The sequence below is a fragment of the Bacillus sp. FJAT-27251 genome (assembly GCF_001273925.1).
Taxonomy (GTDB): Bacteria; Bacillota; Bacilli; order Bacillales; family Cytobacillaceae; genus Mesobacillus_B.
On record NZ_LIGG01000001.1, the window covers coordinates 1,630,352 to 1,648,968 of the forward strand.

Consider the following 18,617-nt stretch of genomic DNA (forward strand, 5'->3'; position numbering starts at 1 on the left):
AAACAAGTCTGTTTTGAGCCAGTAAAACTATGAAAAAAGGGGTCGATTAGAAATAATGGCAAAGAAAAACGTTCTGAAAACCTTGGTTACCTCTGCAGCTCTCGCCCTCGCCATCTCGGGTGTTGGACCAGCTTCGGCAGCACCTGTAAATGTCATGGAAGCACCGAGGCTGGCAGAACTGGTTGGAGAATTCAACTTTGATTCCACTGCCAAAAGAACCGTCATCATCGAACTGACAGAGCCGTCCGTCGTGGAAGCAAAACAGAAGGGACAGAAACAAACAAAAGCCAGCCTGGGACAAGCCCGCAGCAAGGTGAAAAATGATGCGGCAAAGGCTGTTAAGGATTTAAAGGTAAAGCGGGAATATGACCATGTTTTCTCCGGTTTCTCGGCTGAACTTCCCGAGGAAGAAATTCCGGCCCTTTTGGCAGTCCCAGGTGTAAAAGCAGTGTATCCTGATGTTACATATACGACAACAAATGTCGGGGAAGGCAAAGAGGTTACTGCTGAAGAGTTCAGTCCTGCCATGTTTGAAAGTGCACCGTTCATCGGCTCCGACAAAGCATGGGATGCCGGCTACACGGGAGAAGGAGTAACAGTAGCCGTCATAGATACCGGTGCTGATTACACCCACCCTGACCTGGAGCATGCTTTCGGAGATTATAAGGGTTACGATTTTGTAGATAATGACAATGATCCGCAGGAAACGCCTCCTGGCGACCCGCGCGGCGCATCGACCAGCCACGGCAGCCATGTATCCGGGACAGTTGCGGCAAATGGCCAGATCAAGGGAGTCGCCCCTGAGGCTAGCCTGCTTGCGTACCGAGTATTGGGACCTGGCGGCAGAGGAACAACCGAGAATGTCATCGCCGGGATTGAAAAAGCGGTGGAAGACGGCGCGGATGTGATGAACCTGTCACTTGGAAACTCGCTGAATGATCCTGATTATGCAACAAGCATTGCGCTGGATTGGGCCATGGCCGAAGGTGTTGTCGCCGTTACATCCAACGGAAATTCTGGTCCGGACAACTGGACGGTTGGTTCACCGGGAACATCCCGCGACGCGATTTCCGTAGGTGCTACCCAGCTTCCTTACAATGTCTATAATTCTGATATTTTAACTTCTGACGGTGTAGAGTATCCATCTGCTAAAGTCATGGGCTTCCCTAGTGATGAGGAATTGCTCGCCCTTAATGGGAAAGAGTTTGAGTTTGTTGATGTCGGCCTGGGTGCTGAAGCTGATTTTGCAGGCAAGGACCTAAAAGGTAAAATAGCATTGATCAGCCGGGGAGAGTTCGCGTTTGTTGACAAAGCAGCCAATGCCAAGGCGGCAGGTGCCGTTGGCGCCATCATCTATAACAATGTCGCCGGCGAGCATGCAGATGTTCCGGGAATGGCCGTGCCGACAATCAAGACCACTCTGGAAGACGGCCAAAAGCTTCTTGCCGAGCTTGAAAAAGGCAATAACAAGGTCTCTTTCGACATTGCTTTCTCCAAAAAAGTTGGCGAAACAATGGCTGGGTTTTCATCCCGAGGACCAGTGACAAACACATGGATGGTTAAGCCTGATGTTTCGGCTCCAGGTGTGAATATTACAAGTACCGTTCCAACGCATAATGCAGCGAATCCGCACGGCTATGCTGCGATGCAGGGAACAAGCATGGCATCCCCGCATGTAGCTGGTGCTGCTGCGCTGGTTCTGCAAGCAAACCCTGACTGGAGCGTCCAGGATGTCAAGGCTGCATTGATGAATACAGCCGAGGACGTCATTGACCCTGCAACCGGAAAGTCCTATGCGCATAATTCCCAGGGCGCAGGAAGCATCCGCCTTCCAGATGCCCTGCAGACAGAAACCCTTGCTGCTCCTGGAAGCCATTCGTTTGGAACCTTCCTGAAGACAGAAGGCAAGCAGGTGGAAAAACAGCAGTTCACCGTGAAGAACCTGTCTGACAAAGCCAAGACTTATAGCTTCAAAGTAAACATGGGAGAACATTCCGACGCAATCAAAGTATCAACAAGCAAAAACCTTAAAGTCAACGCCGGCAAGTCCCAGCAAGTGAACCTGAATGTCCAGGTGGATGCGGGCAAGCTTGCGGCAGGCTATTATGAAGGCTCCATCACGATTGACGATGGTGAGTCAGCAATTGATGTACCAACGATCCTGTTTGTATCCGAGCCGGATTACCCGCGTGCCGAGTATGTAGGCGTTGCCCAGCTAGCTGATGGGAAATTTGCGATTGAGGGCTTGTTCCCTGGCGGTGCCGAGAAGGTTGAGCTATTCGTGTATACCTCCAACTCGTCCGGGGCTGCTGGAAAGTTTGTAGGAGACATCGCAGCTTATGAAAATATTCCAGCTGGATATACAACATTTGACTGGGATGGCACTGTAAACGGCCAAAAGCTTGCGGCAGGCTATTATAATGTCTACGCTTATGCAACCTACAAAGGGCAAAGCGATCTTGCAGGCGCCAATATCCTGATAAGGTAATGGCATAGTTAAATAAATGGTAAACGCCCGGGTTCATTCTTAAGCTGAACCCAGGCGTTTTTATTTCCAGCTCCAGTACTTAAACCCGGGCTTCCCTTTTTTCATCCTTTATTCCGGTTTGTAGGCAGCTTGTCGCTCGGGCTGCCCTGTCCCTGGCGCCTTTTGTTATCTTCATCCTTCTTTTGCTTTTCATGGATTTTCGCTACAAATTCATTGGTGCTCTCCATTTTTATGCCTCCTTGGTTCTGCTTTCATTTTACTTTAACCAGTAAGGAAGAAAACATACAGAGCTGCATTCGGGAAATCCTGAATTCTAACGAAGGATCCAGGAAATATTAAAGGGCAGGAAGAACGACCACCAAAGGAGTTTTGAGATGGAAGCCACCGAAGAGATTGTACGGGCTGCAGGCAACGAAATATTCGAAGTAGCCCGGATGTTTGAGGATTGCAAGATCTATCTGGAACAAAGGGGAATCCTGCAATGGGATGAAAGCTATCCTAATAGGGAATATTTTGAATCGGCTACATCGGATGAGAATTTATTTGTTCTTAAGGAAGAAGGAAAGATTGTGGGAGCAATGGTTCTGGATGAATGGCAGACACCTGAATGGGAAAGTGCGGACTGGACAGAAGTGGATGGAAATCCGCTGATCCTGCACTCCTTTTGTGTCCACCCTGACGCCCAGGGAAAAGGATATGGCAAGAAAATGCTCCAGTTTGCCGAAGATTTTACAAAAGGGAAGAGCTACCCTGCGCTAAGGCTGGATGCCTACTCAGGCAACAAAAGTGCGGTTGCTTTTTACCAAAAGCGGGGCTACCGGAAAGCGGGCGAGGTTGTGCTTGAAGGCAAGCCAGAAGGGCATGAAACGTATTATTGCTTTGAAAAACTGTTCTAAAAAACGTGCCAGTTCCCTGGAGGAAGCTGGCACGTTTTTTAAAGGCGCTGGTGCTTTGCTACTTTGTACCTTGTTGTTTATTTTTATTTTCAAGCCTTTGTTTACTTTCTTCAACGATTTGGGACAGGGATTTGCCATGATCGGGGTTATCGGCAAGGCCTGAAGTTCCTTTATCAAGCTCTCCCGGCTTAAAAGGGTCGACTGCACCATTTGCGTCGTCGAGAATATGGGGCCTGGTCTCATCTCCATATGCAGAAGTGTCTTCCAGATTCAGGTTGTCTTTATCTTTCGCCATGGTCATCCTCCTTTTTTTTTATGTATATACCCGTTAGGATAACCTCTTAACTGCGAATGTATGATAGAAGCGTTCCCCAAGTCCTTTAGCCGATGTTCTTTTGCGGCTCATCCAGGGCTGGCAGCTGTTTGAACTTGGAGATGAAAACCAATGTCATTGAAATCGCCATGATCCCAAATATGACAGCCATTATCTGCAAGCCGACACTATCGAGAAGGAAGCCGGATAAAAGGAGGGTGACCTGAAAAAACACCCGGTCCAGCATATTGCGGAAGGAAAAGAACCGGCCGTGAAACTCTTTCGGCACTTTTGTTTGAAAAATGGTTGCTGCCGTAGGAAAAAAGCATCCAAGAGCAAAACCGAATAATAAAAATGCAATAATAGTTAAAAGTGGAATGTCGGCAAAATAAAGAAGCAGCTGCGAAAGCCCGATTAAAAAAGAGCTTGAAACCAGGATGGAATACGCCTGGAATTTAGTGTTAATCTGTTTGATCAGAAAGGCTCCCGCCATGAAGGCCAGGCCTTCCGATGTATAAATCCACCCTTTGATCGCGGAGCTGTCCTGAATTTCACTAATATTGATCACCATCAGGTTGAATCCGCCGAGGATCAAAAGGGGAATAAGCGTCATAATCAGCGTCAACATGATGACGGGCAGCTTTTTTATGACAGGGAAAACATCCTTGAAACCGGCATGGTCCTTTCTTTCTGTCTTCGAAGGGCGCTCTGGCTTGGCATGTTCTTCAATTTTAAGGAACCATGTTAGAACCACCAAGATGACATAGGCTGTAAGCGAAAGGATATAAAGCATGTTCAGCGGCAAAATGACAAGCATGACCCCCGCTGCTGCGGTTCCGAGAATCCGCGACAGCGTCGATACGTTCATATGCACTCCATTCAGCTGAAGCAGCTCCTTTTCAGCCACAACCAGCGGAATCGCAGCCTGCAGGGCAGGAAAGTAAAAAGCGGCCGAAACCTGCAGGCAGATTAAAAACACAAGCATCCACCAGACAGAGCCTGTTTCAATCGCAGTGAGCATAAACAGGACACTGATTGCCCTCACAACCCCAGCCCCAAGCATGACGGTTTTTTTGCTATACTGGTCGACCAGTTTGCCGGCGATGGGGCCTGCGGCGATTCCGGCAAGGAGGCCGGCAGCCAGCAGCAGGGATTTGAGAAAGTCAGACGGAACCTTTTCCTGCATAAACTCCAAATTTCCAATAATCCCGAGCCAAAGTCCAAGACCGGCGATAAACTCACCCGTCAATAATATCCAAACATTCCTGTTTCTCCACATAAGCCTGCCCTCTCGTTCCTATATTCTATTTTCTTTTATAAGATACTATATTATTTCGTTCTTCGAAAGGTGTAAAAGTCTGAAAATGGAAGATTGCAAGGCGAAGTTTGGGCTTTTTGTAATACAATGTAAGCATAAAGCAGCTGCCGCTTTAGGGTCATAAAAAGAACCCTGCTTCTCTTTACAGGGTTCCAGTGGCTAAAGCGATAGCTTAATGTTCGTGGTCGAGATAGGTCCGGGCGGCATCCGCTGTATCAAATTTTTCTGTATGTGTGACCTGGTTGCCATCGTTAACGACGGCCAGGAAGCCGTCTTTTGCGGCAATGATGTCTGCATGGGAGCTTCCATCATCCGAGAGCTGCACTTTTTCCTGGATATTAATTCTTCCCTGCTGGACCAATGCCTGGACTTCCATTCCATACGTATCCAGGTCGGTGCCAGGGTGCAGCGTTTCTTCCAGCTGTTCAAGCGTCATCCCGTCCGTTTCGAACTCGGGCGGCGCACTTGCCTCCTCAGGGTTCGGTGTATCCGTACCTTCCTCGCCGCTGCAGGCCGCCAATAAGACGGCGCTCATAAAGGGTAACAGTATTTTTTTCACATGAATCCCTCCGTTGGCAAATTTTGACCTTTATTATGCTATTCCCCGCTGGAGGCGGGAACCAACCTGCAGGKTTGTATTGGATGAAAGTACCACTTGGGTCTCCAGGGGGGGAGGATGCGGCAAAATGTTTCCTACATTAGTGAAACGGATAAAGTATAAAAGAAGCATTATTTTTAAAACTAGCATCTCTTTTAGGAGGGAAGTGTATGAATCCGGTAGTCTTGTTTGATGGTGAATGTAATTTTTGCGATGCGAGCGTACAGTTTATCATACAGCGGGATCCAAAAGGGATCTTCCAATTTGCCTCTTTGCAGAGCGATGCAGGAGAAGAACTGGCAAGGAAGCACCATATCCGGGATGATGTTGACAGCATGGTATTGGTTGAAGGCGACAAGGTGTATTATAAATCGGCTGCGGCCCTGAGGATCAGCCGCCACCTGAAGGGAGCCTGGAAGCTGCTTTACGGCCTCATCATTATTCCGGCCCCAATCCGGAACGCGGCCTATGATGTGATTGCCAAAAACCGCTATAAATGGTTTGGGAAAAAGGAAAGCTGCATGCTGCCGCCGCCAAGCGTCAGAAAGCGATTTTTATAAACGTAAAAGGAAGGGACAGCCTGTATGGGATCTGTTCCTTCCTTTTTGTTTTTTTCTGTCTAGATGGTAAACGTGGTGTATCGCCATAATTTATTTGCTGTTGGCGGGGCCATCATTTCCAGCCCTTTGCTGCGGGATTGATGGATGGTTTCCCAGTGGGGGGAATCCACGGATTTCAGATACACCTCATGATGGGGGGCCTGGTCGTGGTTTCCGGCAATATCCATTTCACCATTATGGTAAAAAGTGGCATGGACCTCATAATCAATGGCAGGCGAAAGGACGAGAGGATTCCCTACAGAATGATTCAGTTGGAATGCGACCTTTTCGTCTGTATTAAAAACCTTTTCGACTGTAATTCCCTCATCGGAGGCCTGTCCTTCCCCGATGGAGCTTCGCAGCCAGTTGTACGCCTTGGTTGTCCCGACTGATTTAACGAGCTCTACATTGTCCTCTCCGCTCATGTTCAGATGTACATCGGCCCTTGTCCGATATTGGGGGGAGTCCGGGTTGAATCCCCGGTGATCGCCTTTAAAATAATGGTATTTCGAGGCTGCATTCGGATTCTTCAGCCATTTTTGCGGCAGGAAGGTACTGTAGCGCAAATGCTTTTTTGATTGACTATCTTCAGGGGATTTCTGTTTTTCACCTTCTAAAAGCTGTTTCAGGGGAGCAATCCTGGTGGTGATTTCAAATTCCTCCATGGCAGTTCTCTGTGTTGAAGTGTCCCATTTTAACAAGCCTAATATGTTGGCCATAAGCGACTTGCCCTCGCTGGCTTCCTGTTCCGACAGTTCAAGCGGACGCCGTGCACTGATGGTGTAGGTGTATTCCTCCTGATCTTCTACTTCCAAGTCTATAAATAAACATTTCTTTACTTTTCCGGCTTCCAATCCATTGCGAATAACCATATATTCTTCTATTCCATCAATCGGCTCCCACTCCAGGCTAATCTGCCCTTTCGTCACGACCGTGGTAAAAATGGAATCAACAAGGACATTTTCGGATCGCTTTTCGCTGACAGCTGTTGCGGTTTGCACTTTGATCTTTTCAATGGACTCGTCCTGGGCGTCCAGACATTGAATGCTGTACGAATAAATGGTTCCAGGCAGGAGGCTGGTGTCCGTTAACCTCGGTTCCCGTCCTGAATAGACGACCTGGCCGTTGCGGTACACCCTGTAGGATTCTCCGATATGGGGCCATGCAAGTGTAATCTGGTCCTCTTTTTGCTCTATAAAATCGAGCATAAAGGAAGGAACAGAGGGGGCGGCCTGTTTTTTTCTTTTTTGCGCTGCTATTAGGTAAGCGGCCCCTGTGAGTCCCAAAGCCACGGCAGAATAACGGGCGGCCTTCTTTTTTCTATCGCTGCTGGTCTGGCATGCTGGCATGATCTGTACCACCTCTTTCATGAAAAATCCTGCTGTTTTTTCAGCAGATGTTTTCTCCTTGATTTACCCGTTAAATAAGGGAGGCACACATCTGGATGACGGAAGTTGATGGTACACTGGTGGCAGCGAGGACCTGAAAAACTCGGATAGTAGCAATAAAAAGGGACCGGCACATAAGAGTGCTGGTCCTCATTCTGTCTGTATTTCTTTCAGCTATTGCGCAGCTATGGCGGTAAAGGTATTAATACACTTCTTTTGCCAAACCTGGTTTTTGCAGTCCTGCATTTTCAAAAATGGTGCCTAGCTTCTCAACGCCTTGGGCGAACAGCTCATTGGCTTCATCAAGCGCAGGGGCATCTTTTTCCAGCTCTTCCGCCTTCATTTCATAGGAAGAGATGATGTCACTGACTGCATTCTCCATATCTGCCTTCTGTTCTTCCAATTCTTCAGGGATTTCAAGCTTTTGCACTTCTTCAGCAACAGCAGCGGCAGATGAACTTGCAGCAGCCTTCATGTCGGCAGCCGGCTCTTCCGCTTGTTCATAGGCGTTCAGTTCTGCATCATGTTCATTGATCGTCTTCACCATGCCCATGTAATATTGGACAAGCGGCTTTTTAATATTGGTTTCCTCGCTTGCTCCTTCTTTCGCCGTGGTATCCTGCTCGGCTTCCTTGTTTTCTCCGCCGCAAGCTGACAGGACCATGGCAAGGGTGATAGCGATGAAAGATAATAATAATTTCTTCATGGAAATCTCCTCCGTCAATTGATGGATGTATCGCTGTGCTTCCCATGCACCATACAGCGCTTTCAGAATAGGAAGACAGCTATTATATTATAATGAGACTTCTCATTTTATTCAAGAAATTAGTATATTGAAATAATTCAGGGAGGGGAGGAGAGGTGGAAGAGGAAAAGGGGGCCTGCACCACAGCAACGCGCCGGGGGTCAGGCACCCTTTGTTAGAGTAAAGCTTTAGTGTAACGAAGTTTCGTATATTTTGAGATTGGTGTAAATGGCGGCAATGACCGGTGTATGAATGTTATTGGCTCTCCCCAGATCGAGCAGATACTTAAAGAAATGGTCGGCTTCTGTTTTCAGCCCTTTTTCCATATCCCGCTGCAGGGAGGATTTCATGTTATAGCCCATCTGCATTATTTTGTCAGCCTGGACTTCTTCAATGTTCCCGGCGAGCGGGGCATTTACGCTTCTCATGACTCTGCCGCACTCTGCAAGGAGGCTGCGTACCGTTTCAAGTCCATACTCCTGGTCCCGGATTGGACCGATGGGAGCCTGGAACAGCGAAGTGACGCCGCTTAAGGTGGAAATGAACAAGTATTTATGCCACATATCCTGCTGAATTTGGTCTGAGAGGGTGATGCGGGCCTTTGTTCCCTTGAATGCGTCTTCAAGCCTGAGAATGCGTTCTGTTTTTTCTCCGGACAACTCCCCGAACACAAGGTCATGGATTGGGCTTGTCTGGATGATCGTTCCGTCCTCATCCAATGTTGTTTCAATGAAGCAGAGGCCGCCAAGTATGTTTTGTTCTCCAAAGGCTGCTTTTAGTGCGTCCATATGGGCGATTCCGTTCAAAAGCGGAAGGATCAAGGTGTTTTCCTCTGCATAAGGCTGAATGCTTTCAAGGGCTCCTTGCAGGTGATAAGCCTTCGTTGACAGCAGGATGACGTCAAAAGTCTCTGCCTGTTCTCCGCTCAAAAGCGTTTTGGGCTGGTGAACATGCAGATCTCCGTGAATGCTCCTTACCACCAGACCATGCTCCTGAAGCTGCTGCTTCCGCTTTTCCCGCACCAAAAAGGTGACATCCGCACCTTTTTCCAGCAATCTACCGCCAAAGTAGCCGCCAATTCCGCCAGCTCCAACTATTAAAATTCTCATCTTATAACCTCCTTAAGTCAGGGGCTGCCCCACTTCACCGCGCCGGGGGTCAGGCACCCTTTTGCTGTTTAATGCTGCATCATGATGCAGGCTGAATGGTTTTGCGCAGATTCTCATACCAGCTTTCTGTCTCACTGGCGGTTTTACCGTTAATAAAGATGTGTTGGCCCTCAAGCTTGATGTAGAGATAAGGCGGGGCTCCCTTCCTTATAAAGAGCAATGAACTTCCATACCCTTCCACGGTAAATCGGCCTTTTGACATTGTGGCCAGCCCGAAGCCGTTTTCCTTCCAGGTTACTTCAGGCATTTCATCAAGCAGCTGAATCTCCTTGATGTCACTCGTCTGCCATTCATCTCCGTACAATCCGGTTATTTCAAATTTTTCGCCAGCGATATTCAGCTCATAATCCTGATAGCCAGCGAAATAAAGCCCGAAAACCAACCCTATTGTCCCGATAAACAGCAGGGAAGAAAAAAGGTAGCTCCGTTTTCGCTTTTTTACGGTTTCATATTTTGATAAGTAAATAAATCCCCCGAGCAGAAACACCAGCATGAAACCAAATTGGACTTCCATGGCAAAAGGGAATGGTGTAAAGACAAGCGGCAGCAGCATCAGCATGCCAACGGCCGTAACAAGCAGCAATGTTCCTGTCTTTTGCGGCATTCCATTTTCAATCAATTCCTGCTGTTCTTCCTTTGGCCTCGTGGAAAAGCCTGAAATCAGCCAGTACGCTTTTTTTCTCCTGATGGCCCAGGCAAACAAAAGAAACAGCAGGATAATAAATAGTTGAACAGCGGCCATTCCCCACATTTCCATCCCTCCCGGATAACACTCTTTTCCTCATTGTACCATTTACACTAACTAGAGGGGGGAAGGAGAAAAAGGACGGATAGGCGGGGGAAATAGACAAATCCGCCATGCCATGTCATGCCTATGTCTGTACGCTGTGCCGCATTAACGCACCGGGGGTCAGGCACCCGGGGGTGCGGTGATGCATAAAAGCACGCGATGGTCGCGTGCTTTTGATGTTTATAGCAGAAATGCTGTTCCGATTGCTGCAGCACTTATGATCACAATGATGATTTTGGCCAGGAGGGGAAGGGAATCCCTCCCTTTCTGATTCACCTTCTCTTCCTGTTCGTTTACCACTTTGCGATATTCAGGGCGACAGCAGCTCATTATGCGACTTGATTGTAATCGGATACGTCCTCTTCAAGCGGAAGCTTGTTCGCCCGCGCCTTTTTGGCTGCCGAGAAGAACAGGGCTACAAGGAGGGCTGTTCCAATGAAGCCGCCAATCCAGGCGATGTTCATCGGCAGACGGAATCCAATCTGTGCATTCAGGATATAGGTAATAACCATTACCAGCATGAAGGCTCCCGGAATCAGCGCAATCCAGTAATTCTTTTTGGCGATGTAGAGATACATGGCGCCTACGAACAGGGCGATAACGGCCGTTGCCTGGTTGGCCCAGCTGAAATATCTCCACAGAAGGTTAAAGTCGATTTGTGTAAGAACAACAGAGATTGCAAATAAAGGAACGGCAATCCAAAGGCGGCTGGAAATTTTCTTTTGCGCAATGTTCAGGTATTCAGCAATGATCATGCGCGCACTTCGGAAAGCTGTGTCTCCGGAAGTGATTGGCAGAACAACAACTCCAAGCACCGCTAGTGTACCGCCGAACGCTCCAAGCATCGCTGTCGATACTTCGCTTACAACCGCTCCAGGGCCACCTGCTGCCAAGACTTCCTGCAAACCGCCGTAGCCATTGAAAAGGCTCATGGCAGCGGCTGCCCAGATCATCGCAATGATTCCTTCTGCGATCATCATGCCGTAGAAAATTTTGCGTCCTTGCTTCTCTTTCTGAGTGGTACGTGAAATGATTGGTGTTTGCGTAGCATGGAACCCTGACAGCGCTCCGCATGTGATGGTAAAGAAAATCAGCGGGAAAATCGCTGCGTTCGCAGGGTGGAAATTAGTAAGTGACAATTCCGGGATTGGCGCGCCTGTGACGACAAGTCCGATTCCGACTCCAAGAGCACTGATGACAAGCAATGCGCCGAAGTATGGGTAGACGCGGCCTATGATTTTATCGACTGGCAGCAATGTAGCCAGGATGTAATAGATGAAAATAACCGCAATAAGGATGCCAAGTGCTACTTTCCCGTCCATCAGGACATGCAGAAGGCTCGCCGGCGTAGAAACGAAAACGGTACCAACCAAAAGCAGGAGAAGCACAGCGAAAGCATTGACCACATGCTTCATGACTTTCCCCAGGAACTTGCTTGCAAGCTCGGGCAGATGGGCTCCGCGGTTGCGGATGGAAATCATTCCTGTAAGATAGTCATGGACAGCACCGGCGAAAATACAGCCAATGACAATCCAGATAAACGCAACCGGTCCGTAAAGCGCTCCCATAATTGGTCCGAAAATCGGGCCGGTACCGGCAATGTTCAATAACTGAATCAACGAATTCTTCGGTGTGCTCATCGGTACATAGTCAACACCGTCATTGTTGACGTAAGCAGGAGTGGCTCTTTCCTCCTTTACACCGAAAACTCTTTCAACGAATTTGCCATACGTGAAATAACCTACAATTAAAAGGGCAATAGCCGCTAAAAATGTAATCATGATATATCCCCCTTTGTTTTAATATAATGAATACGTTTTCATTTCTAGTATAATAGAATGAAAGAAAAAGGGGGATAATCGGGATTGAAAGGTCGGAAAACGGAATTAAAGCGCTTTATTTCAGGATTAAGATGCATGAGCCATCCTCAGGAAAATCATTGCGAGCCGTAAAAAATGCGGCGGAAATATTATATTTCCAGCCGCATTCTTAAATTTTTCACATAGTTCCGGCTTACCGAAAGCATTTCTTCCCTTCCTTCAACTTGCAGCTGGAAAGCGCCATTGAACCACGGGGTCATACGGGTTACATATTGTAGATTCACCAGATAGCTTTTATGAATCCGGAAAAACCCAAAGTTTTGGAGCCTGCTTTCCAAATCTTTAAGAGGGGTCTTTGTTTCATACTCGCCGCTTTTTGCGACAAGCCTTGTGATTTTGTCATCCCGATAGATATACATAATATCTTTTGGCTCAAGGTAAAAGATTTCTCCTTCTAATTCCACGGCGAGTTTTCCGGGAGATCTTCCAGGTTCTTCATTAAGGGAAGCAGCAAGCTTCTTTTCAATTCTTACAATGGTTTCTTTCAATAGCTCCTCATCATACGGTTTAAGCAGGTAGTCGACCGCATCGTACCGGAAGGCTTCAACAGCAAACTCCGGGTAGGCAGTCGCGAATACGACCAAGGGCACTTTTTTCAGTTCCATCAGTGCTTTTGCCGCTTCCATTCCATTCATCCTCGGCATTTCGACGTCCAAAAAAACCACATCAGGCTGAAGCTGGATGGCCTTCAATACTGCCGCTTCCCCAGACTCCGCCTCGCCGACCACCTGGATGGACGGGTAGGCACGCAATAAGTGCCTAAGTTCATCACGGGTATATAATTCATCATCAACAATTAAGGTTCTAATGGCTTCCATTTTTATTATCTTCCTCTGCATGTGGGATGAAAAAGGCGACCTCTGTGCCTTTATCAGGTTCACTCTTGATTTGTAGTTTGGCATAATCGCCAAGCATCATGGTGAGCCTCCGGTTTACATTATAAAGTGCCAGGCCTGTACCAGTCTCGGACTCAATCGGCGCTTTAACCMCCTGCCGGGTGCGTTCACCTGCCATTCCATGGCCGTTGTCTTCGACTCTGACTAGTGTCCCCCCGTCGAGTTTTTTTATAGTGATGGTGACGACGCAATTGTTTTCCTTATCTTTGAAGCCATGCTTGATCGCATTTTCCACAATTGGCTGTAAGGTCAGGGGCGGGAGCTTTTTCAGCAAAGCCTCTTGATCGATATCGTAAAAAACCTGCAGTTTTTGCACAAATCTTGCTTCCTCAATCTCCAGGTAGGCTTTTACATGCCGCAGCTCCTGCTCCAGGGTTGCCATGTTGTGGGTTGTGGCGGACATGTTCTGCCTAAGATAATGGGACAGGGAGATTAGCAGTTTTCGCGCCTTGGCCTGGTCGATCCGGACAAGCGATACAATCGTATTCAAGGTGTTGAAAAGAAAGTGCGGGCTGATCTGTGCCTGAAGGACCTTGATTTCTGCCTCTTTGGCCAGCTGATGGGCTTTATCCGCTTCGGCTACTTCCAGCTGGCTGCTCATCATCGCGCTCAGCCCTGAAATAAGTTCCATGACCACATTGGTGATTTCCTTTTCGGACCGGAAATAGAACTTGAGCGTACCAATGGTTTCTCCCCGCTGCTTGAGGGGCGCGATGACGACGGCTCCGAGCGGGCAGCCTGTGACGCGGCAATGGATGGATTCATGGCCGGCGGAAATAATTCCCCCTTTTTTTATGGCATCAATTGTAATTTGGGTCTGAATCGGGCTTTCCGATTTATGATGATCGTACCCAAGTCCGACGTGCGCAAGGATTTCCTTAAGGTTGGTCATCGCCACGGCACTGGTCTTAATTTCATTATGAAGGATATGACAAACTGCTTTGGCCGAAGCTGGATTGATTCCGTTCCTTAGATAGGCAAGGGTCTGGTCCGCAATCCTTAGTGTTTTCTGTGCCTGCATGGCTCCCGCCTTCTCCTCTTCGTTAATAACGCTGTTTATAATTAACAAAAATAAGGCACAGCCCAATCCGTTGGCGAGAATCATGGGGACACCGATAATTTTCACAAGTGTTGCGGCCCTGTCAAACGGCCGGGCAAGCAGCAGGATGATGAGCATCTGGATCGCTTCTGCCAAGGCCCCAACCAGGAAGGCGGACTTCAAGTTGACACGCTTGTTTTTACGGTGAAGCGCCCCGGAGAGGATTCCGGCAATAATGGAAGCCAGTCCGCAGGCAAGGGCAGTAAAACCGCCGAGGGTAAAACGATGGATTCCGGCAATCAACCCCGCACCAATACCAACCTTGTATCCGCCAAGAAGGCCGGCAAGGACTACACCAATAACCCGCGAGTTAGCAATCGCTTCATCGGCAGCAAGGTCTGCGGTCCAGCGGTTAAACTGGAGGCTCTCCGTACTGAGGCTTAGGCCTGTATAAGTGCCGATAATGCCGAAAAACCCGAAAAAGATAATGGCAGTTACCTGCTGCCTGCGGTTCAGCTGCTCACGATAGACCATATCCCTGAAAAACGGGAAGCGGGTGAGGACAAACGCAATCGTCACAATAATGCCGAGCCGCTCCAGCATGGTAATCGTCAGTTCGAACATGCTAATGCCTCCTTTAAATGGAGTCTCTAGAGGCAGCTATGATGCCATCTCTCTCCTATTATTCTAATGGAAGTAAAAACGAAAAGAAAACTTAATTAACCCAGTAAAGCAGAGGGCGCTTCACTATATAAAAGGGTGCCTGACCCCACTCGCGGTGACGCGTCACCGCGAGTGGGGTCAGGCACCCTTTCGTTGAGTAAAGGATTTTAGTGGAGGCTGATGTTGCCGCTTGAGACGTTTAGATTGATCGTGTGCTTCCCGGATCCGTGATGGCCCTTGATTTTATTGGAGCTGCTGCTTTCCCCGCTTAAAGGAAAAGAGTTGCTGATGTTTCCGCTGCTGATTTTGCCATTCAGGGCGAAATCGGCATCATCCGGGAGGTCCAGCTCCGCATGGCCCGAGCTTACATCAATCTCCATCGGACCTGCCAGCTTTTCCATCTTGATATGCAGTTCGCCTGAGGAAACATTCGCTTCAGCGGGTCCTGAATATTGATCAAGCTTGAGCCTGCCCGAGCTGACTTTGAAGACTCCATTCTTCGTTGTCAAAGAATCTGAAACAATCTCCCCGGACGATAGATCATAGTCCACTGAACCTGCTTCAAGCGGCCCAATCTCAATTCTTCCGGAACCTGCCTTTAGCCTCAACTCCTCCAGCTTCATCGCTGATTTCCGCGAACCTTCTCCAAAAGACAGAAAACCGGACCCTACACTGATTTGCATATTTTGATGGTAATTTTCCGGAACATAAATCTTCAGCTTTTCCTTATCGTTATTCATATTGAAAAATTGGAGCTTTGGCCCTTTTGCGTGAATCTCGAGGGTGTCACCATTCAGTTGGGCAGTTACCTTGCCCTTTCCCTCATATTCCGTCTCAACATCGTTCCTGTCTTCCGGAATAACCACCGTATGGACGCTGGATGTCTCAATCTCTATGTTCTTAATCTTATCCGTCGCCAATGCCCGGCCTTCTTCATTGCCCCAATTAAACCAGCCCAAGGAAGGTAAATTTGTAAAAGCAAGATACAATCCGGTAATCACCAAAAAAATCGTTAAAATTCCCCTCAGCATCATTTCCACTCCATTCATAATAGGATTTCGTTACTACCATCATATTCCATTTCGTGGATCCCCTCAATGCACCAAAGCATGAACATTTTCTAAGACCTGAGGCTGAATCCACACATCATTTTTATAAAAATTGGGCCGGGATGTTTAATCGAACCTGAGAAAGGTAAGAGGGGAATAGGCATTAATGCTGCCGTAATACATAATGGCTTTTATCTACATAAACGAACAGCCTATACAGGCAGGCAGCAAAGTATGAATTCATAAGAGGGAGGAATACCACCAGGATGACAAAGGAAAATCGTATTAATGAGTCCAGCAAGGACAAGCAGCTGGAGCAGTTTCGCGTGGACAGTTCAGGTGAAAAGATGACGACGAATCAAGGAGTGCGTGTATCGGAGGATGAGCATTCCTTAAAAGCGGGCGAGCGCGGTCCGACCATCATGGAGGATTTCCATTTCAGGGAAAAGATGACCCATTTCGACCATGAACGGATCCCCGAAAGAGTCGTGCATGCCAGAGGGTTCGGCGCACATGGTTATTTTCAAGTGTATGAGTCAATGGCCCATCTGACAAAAGCAAAGTTCCTTCAGGACCCCAATGTGAAAACACCGGTTTTCGTCCGGTTCTCAACTGTGGCCGGGTCGCGTGGTTCTGCTGAAACTGTGAGAGATGTAAGAGGCTTTGCGACCAAGTTTTATACAGAAGAAGGAGTCTATGACCTTGTTGGCAATAACATTCCCGTGTTCTTTATCCAGGATGCCATAAAGTTTCCTGATCTTGTTCATTCGTTTAAGCCCGAACCTCATAACGAGATGCCGCAGGCTTCCAATGCCCATGATACATTCTGGGATTTTGTCGCCAACAATACAGAAGCAGCTCATACGGTGATTTGGGCAATGTCCGACCGCGGCATTCCGCGCAGCTTCAGAATGATGGAAGGATTTGGCGTCCATACTTTCAGGCTCGTAAACGAACAGGGCATTTCCCACTTTGTAAAATTCCATTGGAAGCCAGTGCTTGGCGTCCATTCACTTGTATGGGATGAAGCCCAGAAAATTGCCGGAAAAGACCCCGACTTCAACCGCCGTGACCTTTATGAAGCGATTGAAATGGGCAATTATCCTGAATATGAACTCGGCATTCAGGTGATTAAGGAAGAAGAGGAATTCAGCTTTGACTTTGATATTCTTGACCCGACCAAACTTTGGCCTGAAGAAATCATTCCGGTCCATAAAATTGGAAAAATGACGTTGAACCGTAATGTGGATAACGTATTTGCCGAAACCGAGCAGGCGGCTTTCCACCCTGGCCACGTCGTGCCTGGAATCGACTTTTCGAACGACCCTCTCCTGCAGGGCCGGCTCTTTTCCTATACAGACACACAATTGATCCGTCTCGGCGGCCCGAATTTCCACCAGATACCGATCAACCGCAGTGTGGCTCCTGTGCATAACAACCAGCGTGACGGCTACAACCAAATGGCTATCCACAAAGGACAGGTCAGCTACCATAAAAACTCGCTGGCTGGAAACACGCCTTCACCAGCGACCAAGGAAGAAGGCGGATACGAGCACTACCAGGAAAAAGTCGAAGGGCGCAAGGTCCGCAGCCGCAGCGACAGCTTCAAGGACCACTACAGCCAGCCGAAATTGTTCTGGAACAGCATGTCCGAACCTGAAAAACAGCATATTATCAACGCTTTCCGTTTTGAGCTTGGCAAATGCAAGAGCAGTGATGTCCGCCAGCAGGTTGTCAACATGTTCAGCAATGTCGACCGCTATCTTGCAGAGCAGATCGGAGCGGGTCTTGGGCTGGAAGTCCAGACTGATCATATGGGCGCTGATGTGACAATGTCTTCCCCGGCATTGAGCCAGGAGAATACGGTCAAGACAGCCTTTTCCAGGAAAGTCGCGATTCTCGCCGACAATGGGTTTTCCGGCAAGGAACTGAATCACCTGCTTATGGCTTTTAAGGAAAAAGGTGTACAAGGAAAGATCATCAGCACAACCCATGGCATGATCAAAAGTGACAATGGAGAGGAGGTCGAAGTGTCGGACGCGTTTCTGACAACCAGTCCCTATGAATTTGATGCCGTGTTTATCGCTGGAGGCGAAGAAAGCGTGAATAAGCTTAAAATGAACAAAGATGCCTTGAACTTTATTGATGAAACGTACAAACATTACAAGGCGCTTGGAGCAGTCGGTGACGGCGTCGAGCTTTTATTGGCAGGAGGCATCCTGGCTACCGAAACGGGACCGGGTATTACAGCCAGCAGGGATAAGGATGACATCGGGAATGTGGCGGATTCCTTCATTCAGGCTGTGGCCGACCACAGGCACTGGAGCCGCAAAGTTTAATGATTAAAAAATCCTGGAGGGGCATCCTCCGGGATTTTTTCGGATGTTAAAACTTGAAAATAACTTAATACTAGATTATCATATTCAATATATTGTAATCTCAATCAATATCAATAACTACATATTGTGTTGCCTTAAGTGAAGATGCCGTCAAGGCTTAAATGGGAATCTGGTGAGAATCCAGAACTGCCCCCGCAACTGTCATTGCTGACGAAATGAGCAAACCACTGTATAACGTGCTTGAAAAAGGTGCTTATATGGGAAGGGCTCAGAGTAGGGTGAAGCATGAGTCAGGAGACCTGTCTTGCTTAAGATGTTTCAGCTTCTTCGGGGATTGGGAAGATGAAACGATGGCGACAGGAGGCAGTGCCTGGCTCTTTTGTGGAGTGCCGGGATGGTGTCTTTTGATGTTATCGTTTCATCCGCTCAATAATGGGCGGATTTTTT

16 protein-coding genes and 1 riboswitch are annotated in these 18,617 nt (G+C 48.0%); of the genes, 4 read left to right on the forward strand and 12 right to left on the reverse strand.

Annotated elements, in window-relative coordinates; genetic code table 11:
* Positions 1-55 precede the first annotated feature (55 nt).
* On the forward strand, positions 56-2,488 hold the full coding sequence (locus ADU22_RS07685; RefSeq protein ID WP_053361630.1) for a S8 family peptidase: 2,433 nt from the start codon (positions 56-58) through the stop codon (positions 2,486-2,488).
* A 101-nt stretch (positions 2,489-2,589) separates the two neighbouring features.
* Here the strand turns inward: ADU22_RS07685 and ADU22_RS07690 are convergent, their stop codons facing one another.
* Positions 2,590-2,715: a DUF4023 domain-containing protein gene (locus ADU22_RS07690; protein ID WP_053361631.1), complete on the reverse strand. Its 126-nt coding sequence runs from the start codon at positions 2,713-2,715 to the stop codon at positions 2,590-2,592.
* A 147-nt stretch (positions 2,716-2,862) separates the two neighbouring features.
* Between ADU22_RS07690 and ADU22_RS07695 the strand changes: the two genes are divergently transcribed.
* Positions 2,863-3,384, forward strand: coding sequence for a GNAT family N-acetyltransferase (locus tag ADU22_RS07695; protein WP_053361632.1), 522 nt, complete (start codon positions 2,863-2,865; stop codon positions 3,382-3,384).
* A 58-nt stretch (positions 3,385-3,442) separates the two neighbouring features.
* Here the strand turns inward: ADU22_RS07695 and ADU22_RS07700 are convergent, their stop codons facing one another.
* The 3 genes from ADU22_RS07700 to ADU22_RS07710 form a co-directional block, all read right to left on the reverse strand.
* Positions 3,443-3,679: a hypothetical protein gene (locus tag ADU22_RS07700; protein WP_053361633.1), complete on the reverse strand. Its 237-nt coding sequence runs from the start codon at positions 3,677-3,679 to the stop codon at positions 3,443-3,445.
* A gap of 85 nt (positions 3,680-3,764) precedes the next feature.
* Positions 3,765-4,976 (reverse strand): MFS transporter, encoded by a 1,212-nt coding sequence (locus ADU22_RS07705; protein ID WP_053361634.1) that lies wholly within the window; start codon positions 4,974-4,976, stop codon positions 3,765-3,767.
* Between the two features lie 211 nt (positions 4,977-5,187).
* Positions 5,188-5,574 (reverse strand): hypothetical protein, encoded by a 387-nt coding sequence (locus ADU22_RS07710; RefSeq protein ID WP_053361635.1) that lies wholly within the window; start codon positions 5,572-5,574, stop codon positions 5,188-5,190.
* 209 nt (positions 5,575-5,783) lie between these two features.
* Here ADU22_RS07710 and ADU22_RS07715 point away from each other — a divergent pair, with 209 nt between their 5' ends.
* A complete protein-coding gene (locus ADU22_RS07715; protein ID WP_053361636.1) occupies positions 5,784-6,173 on the forward strand; it encodes a thiol-disulfide oxidoreductase DCC family protein in 390 nt (129 codons plus the stop codon).
* Positions 6,174-6,232: 59 nt separating this feature from the next.
* Here the strand turns inward: ADU22_RS07715 and ADU22_RS07720 are convergent, their stop codons facing one another.
* The 8 genes from ADU22_RS07720 to liaG all read right to left on the reverse strand — a co-directional run bounded on the left by ADU22_RS07720 (position 6,233) and on the right by liaG (position 15,813).
* Positions 6,233-7,582: a DUF3238 domain-containing protein gene (locus ADU22_RS07720; protein WP_053361637.1), complete on the reverse strand. Its 1,350-nt coding sequence runs from the start codon at positions 7,580-7,582 to the stop codon at positions 6,233-6,235.
* A gap of 220 nt (positions 7,583-7,802) precedes the next feature.
* Positions 7,803-8,306, reverse strand: coding sequence for a hypothetical protein (locus tag ADU22_RS07725; RefSeq protein WP_053361638.1), 504 nt, complete (start codon positions 8,304-8,306; stop codon positions 7,803-7,805).
* Between the two features lie 227 nt (positions 8,307-8,533).
* On the reverse strand, positions 8,534-9,454 hold the full coding sequence (locus ADU22_RS07730) for a ketopantoate reductase family protein (protein WP_053361639.1): 921 nt from the start codon (positions 9,452-9,454) through the stop codon (positions 8,534-8,536).
* Between the two features lie 79 nt (positions 9,455-9,533).
* A complete protein-coding gene (locus tag ADU22_RS07735; RefSeq protein ID WP_053361640.1) occupies positions 9,534-10,265 on the reverse strand; it encodes a DUF3784 domain-containing protein in 732 nt (243 codons plus the stop codon).
* A 368-nt stretch (positions 10,266-10,633) separates the two neighbouring features.
* Entirely contained in the window at positions 10,634-12,085 is a 1,452-nt protein-coding gene (locus ADU22_RS07740; RefSeq protein ID WP_053361641.1) for a carbon starvation CstA family protein, read from the reverse strand.
* Between the two features lie 188 nt (positions 12,086-12,273).
* Positions 12,274-13,002, reverse strand: coding sequence for a LytR/AlgR family response regulator transcription factor (locus tag ADU22_RS07745; protein WP_053361642.1), 729 nt, complete (start codon positions 13,000-13,002; stop codon positions 12,274-12,276).
* Entirely contained in the window at positions 12,989-14,743 is a 1,755-nt protein-coding gene (locus ADU22_RS07750; RefSeq protein WP_053361643.1) for a sensor histidine kinase, read from the reverse strand. Before ADU22_RS07750 ends, ADU22_RS07745 begins: the two co-directional genes overlap by 14 nt.
* 206 nt (positions 14,744-14,949) lie before the next feature.
* Entirely contained in the window at positions 14,950-15,813 is an 864-nt protein-coding gene (gene liaG, locus ADU22_RS07755) for a LiaG family protein (protein ID WP_053361644.1), read from the reverse strand.
* 284 nt (positions 15,814-16,097) lie between these two features.
* Between liaG and ADU22_RS07760 the strand changes: the two genes are divergently transcribed.
* Positions 16,098-18,170, forward strand: coding sequence for a catalase (locus ADU22_RS07760; RefSeq protein WP_053361645.1), 2,073 nt, complete (start codon positions 16,098-16,100; stop codon positions 18,168-18,170).
* Between the two features lie 124 nt (positions 18,171-18,294).
* Positions 18,295-18,491: riboswitch (cobalamin riboswitch) on the forward strand.
* Positions 18,492-18,617: the final 126 nt, after the last annotated feature.

Bases quoted from the DNA above. Each gene is read 5' to 3' on its own strand.
- ADU22_RS07735 (WP_053361640.1), bottom strand. From the start codon at position 10,265: ATGTGGGGAATGGCCGCTGTTCAACTATTTATTATCCTGCTGTTTCTT.
- ADU22_RS07730 (WP_053361639.1), bottom strand. From the start codon at position 9,454: ATGAGAATTTTAATAGTTGGAGCTGGCGGAATTGGCGGCTACTTTGGC.
- ADU22_RS07760 (WP_053361645.1), top strand. From the start codon at position 16,098: ATGACAAAGGAAAATCGTATTAATGAGTCCAGCAAGGACAAGCAGCTG.
- ADU22_RS07740 (WP_053361641.1), bottom strand. From the start codon at position 12,085: ATGATTACATTTTTAGCGGCTATTGCCCTTTTAATTGTAGGTTATTTC.
- ADU22_RS07690 (WP_053361631.1), bottom strand. From the start codon at position 2,715: ATGGAGAGCACCAATGAATTTGTAGCGAAAATCCATGAAAAGCAAAAG.
- liaG (WP_053361644.1), bottom strand. From the start codon at position 15,813: ATGCTGAGGGGAATTTTAACGATTTTTTTGGTGATTACCGGATTGTAT.
- ADU22_RS07705 (WP_053361634.1), bottom strand. From the start codon at position 4,976: ATGTGGAGAAACAGGAATGTTTGGATATTATTGACGGGTGAGTTTATC.
- ADU22_RS07725 (WP_053361638.1), bottom strand. From the start codon at position 8,306: ATGAAGAAATTATTATTATCTTTCATCGCTATCACCCTTGCCATGGTC.
- ADU22_RS07745 (WP_053361642.1), bottom strand. From the start codon at position 13,002: ATGGAAGCCATTAGAACCTTAATTGTTGATGATGAATTATATACCCGT.
- ADU22_RS07695 (WP_053361632.1), top strand. From the start codon at position 2,863: ATGGAAGCCACCGAAGAGATTGTACGGGCTGCAGGCAACGAAATATTC.
- ADU22_RS07685 (WP_053361630.1), top strand. From the start codon at position 56: ATGGCAAAGAAAAACGTTCTGAAAACCTTGGTTACCTCTGCAGCTCTC.
- ADU22_RS07700 (WP_053361633.1), bottom strand. From the start codon at position 3,679: ATGGCGAAAGATAAAGACAACCTGAATCTGGAAGACACTTCTGCATAT.
- ADU22_RS07720 (WP_053361637.1), bottom strand. From the start codon at position 7,582: ATGAAAGAGGTGGTACAGATCATGCCAGCATGCCAGACCAGCAGCGAT.
- ADU22_RS07715 (WP_053361636.1), top strand. From the start codon at position 5,784: ATGAATCCGGTAGTCTTGTTTGATGGTGAATGTAATTTTTGCGATGCG.